12 protein-coding genes and 1 pseudogene are annotated in these 11351 nt (G+C 53.7%); 3 read left to right on the forward strand and 10 right to left on the reverse strand.

Annotated features, from left to right (window positions below; genetic code table 11):
* Positions 1–25: 25 nt before the first annotated feature.
* On the reverse strand, positions 26–778 hold the full coding sequence (locus tag TDIS_RS06370) for a fumarylacetoacetate hydrolase family protein (protein ID WP_068670488.1): 753 nt from the start codon (positions 776–778) through the stop codon (positions 26–28).
* Between the two features lie 61 nt (positions 779–839).
* Here TDIS_RS06370 and TDIS_RS06375 point away from each other — a divergent pair, with 61 nt between their 5' ends.
* From TDIS_RS06375 to TDIS_RS06385, 3 genes are read left to right on the forward strand one after another with little or no spacing between them, the layout of a single operon-like run.
* Positions 840–1751 (forward strand): mechanosensitive ion channel family protein, encoded by a 912-nt coding sequence (locus TDIS_RS06375; protein WP_084271004.1) that lies wholly within the window; start codon positions 840–842, stop codon positions 1749–1751.
* The gene (locus TDIS_RS06380; protein WP_068670490.1) at positions 1744–2568 is read left to right on the forward strand and encodes a purine-nucleoside phosphorylase; all 825 of its coding nucleotides are present in this window, start codon (positions 1744–1746) and stop codon (positions 2566–2568) included. The genes TDIS_RS06375 and TDIS_RS06380 overlap by 8 nt, the downstream gene beginning before the upstream one ends.
* A gap of 2 nt (positions 2569–2570) precedes the next feature.
* A complete protein-coding gene (locus TDIS_RS06385) occupies positions 2571–4046 on the forward strand; it encodes an Rne/Rng family ribonuclease (RefSeq protein ID WP_068670492.1) in 1476 nt (491 codons plus the stop codon).
* Here the strand turns inward: TDIS_RS06385 and TDIS_RS06390 are convergent.
* From TDIS_RS06390 to TDIS_RS06425, 9 genes and pseudogenes are all read right to left on the reverse strand, one after another.
* Positions 4043–4873: an MBL fold metallo-hydrolase gene (locus TDIS_RS06390; protein WP_161939492.1), complete on the reverse strand. Its 831-nt coding sequence runs from the start codon at positions 4871–4873 to the stop codon at positions 4043–4045. The two genes, TDIS_RS06385 and TDIS_RS06390, sit on opposite strands and share 4 nt — an antisense overlap.
* Positions 4874–4961: 88 nt before the next feature.
* Positions 4962–6800, reverse strand: coding sequence for a triose-phosphate isomerase (locus TDIS_RS06395; protein WP_068670496.1), 1839 nt, complete (start codon positions 6798–6800; stop codon positions 4962–4964).
* A gap of 61 nt (positions 6801–6861) precedes the next feature.
* Positions 6862–7425, reverse strand: a complete 564-nt coding sequence (locus TDIS_RS06400; protein WP_068670498.1) for a lytic transglycosylase domain-containing protein — start codon at positions 7423–7425, stop codon at positions 6862–6864.
* On the reverse strand, positions 7386–7652 hold the full coding sequence (locus TDIS_RS06405) for a YHS domain-containing protein (RefSeq protein WP_068670500.1): 267 nt from the start codon (positions 7650–7652) through the stop codon (positions 7386–7388). The genes TDIS_RS06400 and TDIS_RS06405 overlap by 40 nt, the downstream gene beginning before the upstream one ends.
* A gap of 1 nt (position 7653) precedes the next feature.
* Positions 7654–7833 carry a type II toxin-antitoxin system HicA family toxin gene (locus tag TDIS_RS11565; RefSeq protein ID WP_425263982.1) on the reverse strand — a complete coding sequence of 60 codons (180 nt, stop codon included), beginning with the start codon at positions 7831–7833 and terminating at the stop codon, positions 7654–7656.
* 88 nt (positions 7834–7921) lie between these two features.
* Positions 7922–8425, reverse strand: a pseudogene (gene folK, locus TDIS_RS06410) (2-amino-4-hydroxy-6-hydroxymethyldihydropteridine diphosphokinase); the annotation flags it as partial.
* A gap of 17 nt (positions 8426–8442) precedes the next feature.
* Positions 8443–9606 carry an LL-diaminopimelate aminotransferase gene (locus tag TDIS_RS06415; protein WP_068670503.1) on the reverse strand — a complete coding sequence of 388 codons (1164 nt, stop codon included), beginning with the start codon at positions 9604–9606 and terminating at the stop codon, positions 8443–8445.
* Positions 9607–9617: 11 nt separating this feature from the next.
* Positions 9618–10727, reverse strand: coding sequence for an inositol-3-phosphate synthase (locus tag TDIS_RS06420; RefSeq protein ID WP_068670505.1), 1110 nt, complete (start codon positions 10725–10727; stop codon positions 9618–9620).
* 236 nt (positions 10728–10963) lie between these two features.
* Positions 10964–11329 carry an endonuclease domain-containing protein gene (locus tag TDIS_RS06425; RefSeq protein WP_068670507.1) on the reverse strand — a complete coding sequence of 122 codons (366 nt, stop codon included), beginning with the start codon at positions 11327–11329 and terminating at the stop codon, positions 10964–10966.
* Positions 11330–11351 lie beyond the last annotated feature (22 nt).

Raw genomic sequence — 11351 nt, forward strand, 5'->3', positions numbered from 1 at the left:
CGGTAGAAGGCAAATAATTTTTAATTTACTCCCCTCTCACAAAGTTTACCAGCCGGCCCACGCCCTCCACCTCCACTTCCACTACATCTCCCGGGGCAAGGGGTCCTACGCCAGGCGGAGTACCAGTGGCGATCACGTCCCCAGGATAGAGGGTCATCACGTATGAGATGAAACTCACTAACTCGGGGACCGGAAAAATAAGGTTGGTGGTGGAAGAATCCTGGCGCAGCTCACCATTCACGTAGGCCCTAACTCGAAGATCCGAGGGGTCAAGATCGGTCTCGATCCATGGGCCGATAGGGGCAAAGGTATCAAAACTCTTGGCCCGGGTCCATTGACCGTCTTTCTTTTGGAGATCCCGGGCGGTGACGTCGTTGAAACAGGTATAACCCAGGATGTATTCCCTGGCCTTCTCGGGAGGAACCTTGCGGGCGGTTTTGCCTATCACCACCGCCAGCTCCGCCTCGTAATCCACCCGCCCTACCCCTTGAGGAAGCACTATGTTGTCCTCCGGGCCGATCACCGCTGAGGGGGGTTTTAAAAATATCAGTGGGGCCTCCGGAAGGGCCATCCCAAGCTCTTCGGCATGATCCCGATAATTGAGACCCACGGCCACGATCTTCGTGGGTAGGGTAGGCGGAAGGACCTGAACCTCCTTGATGGAAAGTTCGGTATTCCCCCCAAAGGTGGCCTCATGTCCTGGAAGGGGAAAGATTTTTTCACCCTCAATCCGGCCCCAGGCTTCCTTGTTCTGCCATCTAAATCGCAAGACCTTCATTAAAGGACCCCTTTCCGGTAATCTTCTGGTAAGATTACAGCAAATCTTAAAGGCCGTTAAGATGGAAACGCTGTCTCTTTTCAAAAAAGGGCTCTATTTTTCACTTATTGAAATAGGAGGGGTAAAGATTACCCTCTTTGCCCTCCTCAAATTTGGCCTCATCCTGATATTAGGGATCATAGCCCTCAGATTCTTTCGGAGGAGGCTCCAACGCTTTTTGTCCGGGAAGCTTACCCTTCCCCCTGGGGCCCTAAATTCTACAGTGACCTTGTTTTATTACTTCTTCCTGGTGCTTCTCGTTCTGGTAGCCCTTTCTACTATTGGCATAAACCTCACCCAAATTGGTTTCCTTCTAGGAGCCTTTGGAGTGGGTATCGGTTTCGGGCTTCAAACCATCGCTAACAACTTCATCTCCGGGCTGATCCTTTTAGGAGAACGGAGCCTAAAGGTAGACGACCTGGTGGAACTGGAAGATGGTACTCTAGGAATAGTAAAGGAGATAAACATCCGCTCCACCATCATCCGTACCTTCGACGGTCAGGACCTGATCGTACCAAACTCGGAGTTCATCTCCAAACGTATCTCCACCTGGACCTATGGAGACGACTGGAGGAGGATCCATATTCCTTTCGGGGTGGCTTACGGAAGCGACCCCGAAAAGGTCAAGAAGGTGGTCACGGAGGCCGCTCGCAAGGTGCCTCTTACCGAAGAGGACTCTGAGCATCCTATAAGGGTATGGTTCATCGGTTTCGGAGATAGCAGTTTAGAGTTCGCCCTGGTGGTTTGGATAAGACAGTCCCAGACTCAGAGGGCCCTTACCGGTATCAAAAGCGATTACTATTACGCCATTCACCGGGCCCTTGTCGAGGCCGGCATCGAGATTCCTTTCCCGCAAAGGGATATCCACTTCAAGAGCATAAGTCCAGAACTCACCGAGAGTCTTCGAAATCTATGGAGGGAGCAGCATGGCTAAAGACTATTTTGAGCGGGTGGAGACCGCCAGGAGTTTTCTTGAAGAAAGACTTCCCTTTATCCCCGAGATCTTGCTCATTCTCGGGACTGGTCTTTCAGGCGTAGGGGAAAAAGTTGTGCCCGAGGTGGTCATTCCCTATCGCGAGATTCCGCATTTTCCGGTCTCAACTGTCGAAAGCCATGCCGGAGAGCTAGTGGTAGGACATCTGGCAGGGAAAAGCGTAGCGGCCTTCCGCGGTCGTTTTCATTACTACGAAGGGTATTCTACCAAGGAGATCACTTTGCCCCTGCGGGTGATGAGCCTCCTTGGGGTCAAAATCCTCATCGTTTCCAACGCCGCCGGAGGTCTCAATCTGGCCTTCAGACCCGGAGACCTGATGCTTATCCGTGATCACATAAACCTCATCCCCGATAACCCCCTGCGCGGTCCCAATCGTGACGAATGGGGGCCTCGTTTTCCGGATCTCTCGGAGGCCTACAGTTCGAGGCTGCGCGAGCTCTTTAAGGCCTGCGCCCAGGACCTAGGAGAAGAAATCCGGGAAGGGATCTATGTGGCCGTACCGGGACCGAGTCTAGAGACTCCGGCCGAAACCCGATTCCTCAGAATGATAGGAGCGGACGCCGTGGGCATGTCCACCGTACCTGAGGTCATCGTGGCCGTACACGCTGGAATAGAGGTTCTCGGTCTTTCGGTCATTGCCAACGTCAACGATCCGGACAACTTTCAACCCATCCTCCTTGAGGAGGTCATTGCCCAGGCCAAAGCCGCTGAAGCCCGACTTACCCGGCTGGTGGAAAAATTCGTGGAGAAACTCTAGCCATGGCCGAACTCCTCATCAACTACGCCCCCTATGAAACCCGGGTAGCCCTGGTGGAAGAAGGACAGGTGGTGGAATTCCATGTAGAGCGTCCAAAAGAAAAGGGGGTGGTGGGCAATATCTACAAGGGCCGAGTGGTGCGAGTGCTTCCGGGCATGAAGGCCGCCTTCGTGGAGGTAGGGCTTTCCCGTACAGCCTTTCTTTACGGTGGAGACTTCTTGCCGGTGCTTGAGAGCGAAGAACTTTTCGGAGAAGCCGGAGTGGTTCCAGAAAAGGCCCTCTGCGAGGTGCTGAAGGAGGGGCAAGAAATACTGGTTCAGGTCATAAAGGAACCCGTAGGGAGCAAAGGAGCTCGACTTTCTACTAACATCACCCTTCCGGGCCATTATCTGGTCTATTTACCCTACATGGGCCATATCGGGGTCTCCCGCAAGATAAAGGACGAGACCGAAAGGGAACGTCTGCGGATGATGGTGGAGGAATTGCGTCCGGAAGGCACAGGTTGGATCGTACGCACCGCGGCCGAGGGAGCCACTGCCGAAGAAATCCGTCCGGAAATGGACTTCCTTCTTTCCTTATGGGAAGAAATCTCGGCCCGGGCAGAAAAGACCAAGGCCCCGGCCTTGGTGTACGAAGACCTCGATGCCAGTCTTCGGGCCGTCCGAGACCTCCTTACCCGGGAAGTCTCCTCGGTGGTCATAGACGACCGGGAGGAGTACGAAAAGATCCTCTCCTTTCTCTCCCGGGCCGCCCCCCACCTCAAGGGTTGCGTAAGATTGCACGAAGGCCCCCGAGGCCTCTTTGAAACCTACGGTCTTGAGGTGGACCCGAAAAGGTTGCTTTCGCCGAAGGTCTGGCTCAAATCCGGGGGCTTCATCGTGATAGAGCCCTGTGAGGCCTTTACGGCCATCGACGTGAACACTGGCCGTTACGTAGGCCGGAAAGACCTTGAAGAAACGGTCTTCAAGACCAACCTTGAAGCCGCCCGCGAGATTGCCTATCAGTTGAGACTTCGAAACATCGGCGGTCTCATCGTGATCGACTTCATAGACATGGAAAACCCTGAACACCGGGAGGAAGTCTATCAGGTTCTCAAAGAAGCCTTGAAGCGAGATCGAGCTAAGACCGCCGTCAAACCCATCTCCGATTTCGGATTACTTGAGATGACCCGTGAACGTCGACGGGAATCTCTTTACGAAGTCTTTCTGGAAAGGTGTCCCCACTGCGGAGGCGAGGGCCGAACAAAGAGCCGGCGCACCATCTGTTACGAGATCCTCCGGCGGATTGAACGTATGGGGCCCCACATACGGGGAAAAATCCTGGAAATACGTCTGAACCCCGAGCTTGCGGAATTTTTCACCGAAGAGATGGATTTTTTGAGTGAGCTCGAGAAGACTTACCACTTCGAGCTAGAGCTCAGCCCGGAAAACGAAATGTCGCTTACGGAATACAAATTCCACATCAAAAACCCGAGCTAAGGCTCGAAGAAATCTCCGGGATAAAGCACCCTTGCGGGAAGACCACGGCTTCGAGCCTCTTCAAGAAATCGTTGAGGAGGTTCGTGGGGAGGCTCGTCTCCCAAAAGGTAGGCCCCCCAGTGTATGGGTATCGCAAGCCGAGCCTTTAGGTCCAAGGCCGCTTGCACAGCCTCTTCAGGGTTCATGTGGAAGGGGGCCATTAGAGATCTAGGCTCGTAGGCCCCACAAGGTAGAAGAGCGAGGTCAAAAGGCCCAAACTCCTCGCCAATCTCCTTAAAACCTTCAAAGTAGCCGGTATCTCCTCCAAAAAAGAGCCGTAAACCATCTATCTCCACCAAATAGCCTGTCCAGAGGCTGGTGTTGTAGTCGAAAAGGCCCCGCTGGGCCCAGTGCTGAACCGGGAGCGAGACCACCCGAACCCCGGAGATCAAGCTCTCGGAGAGCCAGTCAAGCTCAAGGCTTCCATTTCCGCGCAAGTAACGGCCGGCTCCGAGTGGCAAAACAATCCGAGGAGAGCCGGGTAGTCTTTTTAGGCTGGGCAGATCTAGGTGATCCCGGTGAGCGTGGGAAACCAAAACCAGATCTACCGGAGGTAATTCCTCGGGAAGGATAGGCGCAGGGATACGGCGCCTCATCACGCCCCCAATGGTCCCGAATATGGGATCGAAGAGGATGGACTTGCCCTTTAGACTCAACCAGACTGTATTGTGGCCTAGAAAACAAAGGACTTCTCGGCCTGCGATTTTATCGAACTCCAGCTTCTTTACCGGAATAGAGAAACGGCGAGGAAATCGTCTTTCAACCAGACGGGAGGCCTTCCATTTCAAAATATCCTTGAGGGCCGGTCCCTCACCTTCAAACCAGGGATTGGTGAACCGGCCCCCAGGAAGGTGATGTCGTTTTTCGGCCGCAAGCTCAAGCGGTCCCTTCCTCGTCTTCCTCCTCCATGCGCATGAGTTCCTTAAAGCGGATGTCCATCCCTAAGATGCCTATGATCTCCTCATATCGATCCCGAATGGGCGCCGAAACCGTAAGACAGAGGGCCCCGGTAACTTTGGAGGTATAGAAATCTGAGACGTAGACCTTGCCAGTCCGGAAGGGCTCGATAAACCAGGGACGATCCGAGTAGTCTTCATCTTTCAGGAGATGCTCATAACGCCCGCGGTCCTCCACATGGGTGATGAGAGGCGTCAGGCGTCGTCCCTCATTGTTCACCACATAGATGAATTGAATATAAGGATGTTCTTCGAGAAACTCCCGTAGGACCGGGACGATCTTATCCGGATCCATGGAGCAGATTTCGGGCCTTTCGGCAAGCTCTTCGGCCAGCGAAGAAAGCAAGCGCTCGGCCCTGGCCTTCATGCGGTCGAGGTCGGAGACGAAAAGTTCCGGTATGTACTTTCGAACGAGATGCATCATCTCCTCGTTCGAGATAGAAGTGATGCGCCCAGCCTCGTACTGCTTGATGATCTGCTTGTAGATCTTGGCCACCCCCGGATGACGCTTGTCTATCTGGCGGTCGCCCTTGAGGTGGAAGTGAGTGTTGATCCAGTAGGCGATGCCGGCGGTCCCGCTCTTGTCGGTGATGATGATCCCGATGGGACGCTTGAGGAGCTTCTTGGTGTCAAAGGGGTTGTAGATCTCCTCGTTCTTGAGGATACCGTCAATGTGAATACCGGCCCGGGTCGCATTAAACTCCGAGCCTACCAAAGGCTGGTTAGGCGGTATCTTCTCGCCTAGAACCTCTCGATAGTAGTCTGCAATATCGGTAATCACGGTAGTGTCAACTCCGTTGTGGGTCCCACGAAGGGCGATGTATTCGAAAATCATGGCCTCAAGCGGGGTGTTCCCGGTACGCTCACCGAAGCCCAGGAGGGCACAGTTCACAGCCGCACAGCCGTAAAGCCAGGCCGTGGTGGGGTTGATCACGGCCTTGTAGAAGTCGTTGTGTCCGTGCCATTCAAGGAGTTCTCCAGGAACTCCAGCCTCCTCAATGAAGGCCCTTACCAGCTTCGGCACACTCCTCGGAAGAGCGGCTTCCGGGAAGGGCACCCCCAACCCTAGGGTATCGCAAAGCCTGATCTTGATGTCAATCCCGGACTCTTCCCGAAGTTTCATGAGTTCGATGGCAAAGGGAATCACAAAACCGAAAATGTCGGCCCGGGTAATGTCTTCGAAATGACACCGGGGAGTAATACCCAGCGATAGGGCCTCCTTCACAATGGCTAGGTAATCCTCCAGGGCCTGGCGACGAGTCTTCTTGAGCTTGAGGAAGATGTGGTAATCAGAACAGGAAGTAAGGATGCCTGTTTCCTTGAGACCCATCTCCTTTACCAGTTTAAGGTCCTCGGCCTTGGCCCGAATCCAGCCGGTAACCTCGGGATAGCGGTATCCCAGGGCCAGGCACTTTTCGACCGCTTCCCGGTCCTTCTGGGTATACAGGAAAAACTCGCACTGACGCACCACGCCGTTCGGACCACCGAGTTTATGCAAGAATTTGTAGATATCAACGATCTGTTCCACGGTGTAAGGGGGCCGGGCCTGCTGGCCGTCACGGAAGGTAGTGTCCGTAATCCAGATCTCCCGGGCCGGATCCGGTGGCACGTAACGATGATCGAATTCAATGTACGGAACATCCGTATACGGAAAGATCTCTTTCATGAGATTAGGTTCAGGGATGTCCTTCAATTCAGGCCGCCAAAATTTAGTGTGTACATGCTCAAGGAGCTTTTTTTCCGGATTCCACCTGGGCATAGAAAACCTCCTTCCTGAGAGTCCTTCTCACCTTAACACAAGAAAGCCTATCTTGCGAGTTTCAGCGACGATATAGATTAAAGTATTCAATAACCTGGTTCACGTATCTACGGGTCTCGGGATAGGGAGGAATATCTCCGTAGCGCCTCACCGCCTCCGGGCCAGCATGATAAGCTGCCAGAGCTTTCCTGAGATCTCCGAATTCAAGAAGGAGTCTCTTGAGAAACCGGGCCGCGCCCTCAAGGTTCTCGCGGGGATCAAAGGGATTTTTAACCCCTACCATTTCTGCAGTCTTCGGCATGAGCTGCATGAGTCCCAAAGCCCCTTTATGAGAAACCGCCCTAGGATTGAAGTCGGACTCCACTCGGGCCACGGCCTTGAGCAGCGCCGGATCAAGCCCCTGCCTCCGGCCCACTTCCTCAAAAAGGGCTTCCCACTTAGAGTTAGGCTGTTTTTTGGTCTTCGGTGTTCGCAAATAGAGCTTCCAGCCCGACCCCAGCGGAACGTTAGTAAAATAGAGGCGCCCAGATTCATCCACATAGCGATAAATATCCGCCTGGGCCGAAAGGGTCAGAACCCAAAAGATCAGGAAGAACCCACTTCCTTTAAGAACTTTTCCCGACATTGCGGGCTACAGAAATGATAAACTTTATTATTGTATTTCAATTTATAAGACGAACGCTTGGCGCAGTAAACCCCGCAAACCGGGTCTTTGACCAGTTCGTCGGAAAGGGGGGTTACCCTTTCCTCTCTCCCTTTTCTTCCGAACAAGACCTTGAGATCGTTTATCAGGCCTTTGGCCGCCCAAAGGACAAGAAGTACCAAGATGAGGAGCAGTATCAGCCGTATCATTTTACTTCACCGGAGGTATACCCAAATCTTTACAGATCTTTCTAGTCAACTGATCACTTATTTCCGTATGCCGCGGGACCACTGATCTCCGATTTAGCTTCGGATTCCACCACCAAGAATGCTTAACACCCTCCCTCAGCAACTCACAACCATTGGCATTTCCTATATCCAGCCTATCCACCAATCTCCATCTCTTTTAATCACCGCCGTAAAATAACGATCTAATTTTCTACGCATAGCTCGATCCTCACTTAGAGTCTTTCCCAAAATTACTCCTTACCCTTGAGGCCGGCAATTGAAAGGCCAAGCGAACCCAGACAGCATACCTCCTGGCCGGGATCGAGGCCCCGAAGGAGTTCCTGTACGGTCCGGCCGAGGATCGGATGTCTCAGATCCGGAGCGATTTCGGCAAGCGGAGCCAACACAAAGGCCCTTTCGTGGAGACGCGGATGAGGCACCCGCACCCACTTTTCATCAATAACCTCCTCATCATAAAAAAGAAGATCTAGATCCACCACTCGATCGGAAAGGCCTCCGCTTCGCACGCGACCCAGGCGCATTTCGATTTCAAGCCCCCGGGTTACCAATTCCCAAGGCGAAAGGGACGTAAGTACCGAAACCACCAGGTTATAGAACCAGTTATTTGAGGTAAACCCCACCGGTTCGGTGAGATAGACTGAGGAGATCACCTGCGGAAAGACCCCGGGCGTCATAAAAAGGAGATCCAGGGCCCGTTTCAAGTTTTCGGCCCGGTTCCCCAGGTTCGAACCTAGGCCAAGATAGGCTTTTGCTAAAGGCTTAGGGAAGCCAGTCGTGAGAGGGCCTCCTCAAGCCTCTCCTTGCCCACCGTAAGCGCGATGCGAAAATATCCCTCACCCGGATCGCCAAAACCGTTTCCGGGAGTAACCACGATCCCAGCCTCCTTGAGCACCTTAGCACAGAAGTCGGCAGAGGTGTATCCCTCCGGCACCTTCACCCAGAGATAGAAAGTGGCCTTCGGCGGATGAACCTCGAAGCCTAGTTTCTTTAAACCTTCGAGCATCACCTGCCTTCGCTCGTCAAAGATCCGCCTATGTTCGGCCACACAGTCCTGCGAGCCGGTTAGGGCCGCAATGCCGGCCTCTTGGATGGCCTGAAAGCACCCGGAATCCACGTTGTTCTTGACTGTTGTAAGGCCCTTGACCAACTCGGGGTTGCCAACGGCAAATCCGATACGCCACCCGGTCATGCAGTAAGTCTTGGAGAGGCTGTGAAACTCGATGGCCACCTCCTTGGCTCCCGGGACCTCGAGGATACTCGGAGGCACGTAGCCGTCAAAGTAGAGTTCGGTATAGGCGGCGTCATGGGCCACGATGAGGTTGTGCTCCTTGGCAAAGGCCACTACCTCGGAAAACCACTCCTTGGTGACTACCGCAGTAGTAGGATTATTGGGATAGTTGATCCAAAGGATACGAGCCCGTGAAAGGACATCTTCGGGAATACTTTTGAGGTCGGGCTTGAAGTCGTTTTCAGCCGTAAGAGGCAGGTAATAAGTTTCGCCTCCGGCAAAGAGGGTCCCGATGTGATAGACCGGATAGGCCGGAGTGGGCACTAGGACCACGTCTCCCGGATTTACAAAGGCCAGAGGGAAATGGGCAATCCCCTCTTTGGAACCGATGAGGGTGACCACCTCGCTTGCCGGATCAAGTTCAACCCCGAAACGGGCCTTGAACCAGCTGACTACCGCCTCCCGGAAGGCTATCATCCCTACACTCGAGGGATAGTGGTGGTTTTCGGGTTTCTCGAGGGCCCGTTTCCCGGCCTCGACGATGTGTTCCGGGGTGGGGAGATCTGGGTCCCCCACCCCGAGGTCTATCACATCCACGCCCTTGGCCTGAACCTCGGCTTTTAGCCGATCGAGCTCCACGAAAAGATAAGGGGGAAGCTTCTTCAATCTTTCGGAGAAATCAAACATTCCTCCCTCCCTTACCGTTCACGCTTGCCTTCGATGAACTCGATGGTCATCTGACGGGCCTTCCAATCCGGATACTGCTCCGGAGGATGTTTCATAGTGTAGGCGGAAATGGAAAGTAGCGGCCCACCTATGCCACGATCCTTGGCGAGCTTGGCACACCGGATGGCATCCATGGCCGAACCCGCGGAATTAGGAGAGTCTTCCACACTGAGCTTGAGCTCGATGTACATGGGGACACCCCCGAAGAGCTCGCCCTCGAGCCGAATGTAAGCGATCTTGTTGTCCTTGAGCCAGGGTACATAGTCCGAAGGGCCGATGTGGATGTTCTCCGCCCCAAGGTCATAGGGGATCAGGCTTGAGACTGCTTCGGTCTTGGAAACCTTTTTGGTCTTAAGCCGTTCGCGGGCCAACATGTTGAGGAAATCCGTGTTTCCGCCGAAGTTGAGCTGATAGGTCCGCTTGATGGGTACACCCCGGTCGATCATGAGTTGAGCTAGGGTACGGTGCACGATGGTAGCGCCTACCTGGGACTTGATGTCGTCTCCCACCGCCGGAATACCCTCCTTGGTAAAGCGCTCACCCCATTCCTTATCAGAGACGATGAAGGTTGGCATGGCGTTTACAAAGGCCACTCCGGCCCGCAGGCAGGCCTCGGCATAAAATCGGGCAGCCTCTTCCGAACCCACCGGCACGTAGTTGATGAGAACGTCTGCTCCGGTGTCTTTGAGCACCGCCACCACATCTTCAAGATCGTCCTCCTTTTCGTCTGAGAGCACGAAGGTCCGCCCCTCGGGATAGTCCTTCATGTGACTGGCACAGCCGTCAAGGGTCTTCCCCTTGCGCACCTTGACGCCCGTCTTCGGCACATCCGGGTAAAATACGGTGGTGCAGTTAGGAGGAGAAAAGATGGCCTCGGCGACGTCCTTGCCCACCTTGCGGGCGTCCACATCCCAGGCCGCCACCACCTCTACGTCCCAGGGATGATACCCCCCGATTTCGGGAAACATCACACCTTTAATAGCGTCCAACCCCTTCTCCTTGTAATAGTAAATGCCCTGAACAAGAGAGCTCGCACAGTTTCCGACGCCCACAATGGCAAGCTTCACCTTTTTCTCCGCCATGGCCTCCCCTCCTTTCAAAATTATTTAATGAAATCAAGCCGAACTACGCGCCCCGCTTCGAGGAGACGGACCCTCTCCACCGAAAAAAACGGGCTGTCATAACTATAAGTTTTAATAGTAAGGGTTGCAAGGGGGAGACGTCCTAAACCACCCTTAACAAAGAGAGTCATTACTCTTCCCCTTTGAAGGGGGGGGAATTACACCTCCCCCTCATAGGGGGAGGTTGGGAGGTGGTCTCAAATGTTTTTCTCCAGGTACTCCAACACTCCCTCTAGGTTCTCAAGGACTTCTCGGTTGGTGAACCGAAAGACACGAAACCCAAGATTCATTAAATAACGATCGCGGTGTTCGTCTGCCTTCCTGGCTTCAGAAGTATAATGGCTATCGCCGTCTATCTCGATCACCACTCGGGGATTAAAAGCGCAGAAATCCACAATATAAGGGCCAATGGGGATCTGGCGATGGAACTTGATGCTTAAGAACCGTCGCCCTCTTAGCATCTGCCAGAGCTTTCGCTCCGCCGGGGTCGGCTCTTTTCGTAGCTTTCGGGCTTTTTCTTTTAACTTGTAGTTGTAAAGGAAGCGTTTCTTTTTGTGGGCCACAGAGTGATTTTAACCCGCCCCT

The sequence above is a fragment of the Thermosulfurimonas dismutans genome (assembly GCF_001652585.1).
GTDB classification, from domain to species: Bacteria; Desulfobacterota; Thermodesulfobacteria; order Thermodesulfobacteriales; family Thermodesulfobacteriaceae; genus Thermosulfurimonas; species Thermosulfurimonas dismutans.

Coding starts and splice junctions, on each gene's coding strand:
- TDIS_RS06370 (WP_068670488.1), bottom strand. CDS start 778: ATGAAGGTCTTGCGATTTAGATGGCAGAACAAGGAAGCCTGGGGCCGG.
- TDIS_RS06375 (WP_084271004.1), top strand. CDS start 840: ATGGAAACGCTGTCTCTTTTCAAAAAAGGGCTCTATTTTTCACTTATT.
- TDIS_RS06380 (WP_068670490.1), top strand. CDS start 1,744: ATGGCTAAAGACTATTTTGAGCGGGTGGAGACCGCCAGGAGTTTTCTT.
- TDIS_RS06385 (WP_068670492.1), top strand. CDS start 2,571: ATGGCCGAACTCCTCATCAACTACGCCCCCTATGAAACCCGGGTAGCC.
- TDIS_RS06395 (WP_068670496.1), bottom strand. CDS start 6,800: ATGCCCAGGTGGAATCCGGAAAAAAAGCTCCTTGAGCATGTACACACT.
- TDIS_RS06400 (WP_068670498.1), bottom strand. CDS start 7,425: ATGTCGGGAAAAGTTCTTAAAGGAAGTGGGTTCTTCCTGATCTTTTGG.
- TDIS_RS06405 (WP_068670500.1), bottom strand. CDS start 7,652: ATGATACGGCTGATACTGCTCCTCATCTTGGTACTTCTTGTCCTTTGG.
- TDIS_RS06415 (WP_068670503.1), bottom strand. CDS start 9,606: ATGTTTGATTTCTCCGAAAGATTGAAGAAGCTTCCCCCTTATCTTTTC.
- TDIS_RS06420 (WP_068670505.1), bottom strand. CDS start 10,727: ATGGCGGAGAAAAAGGTGAAGCTTGCCATTGTGGGCGTCGGAAACTGT.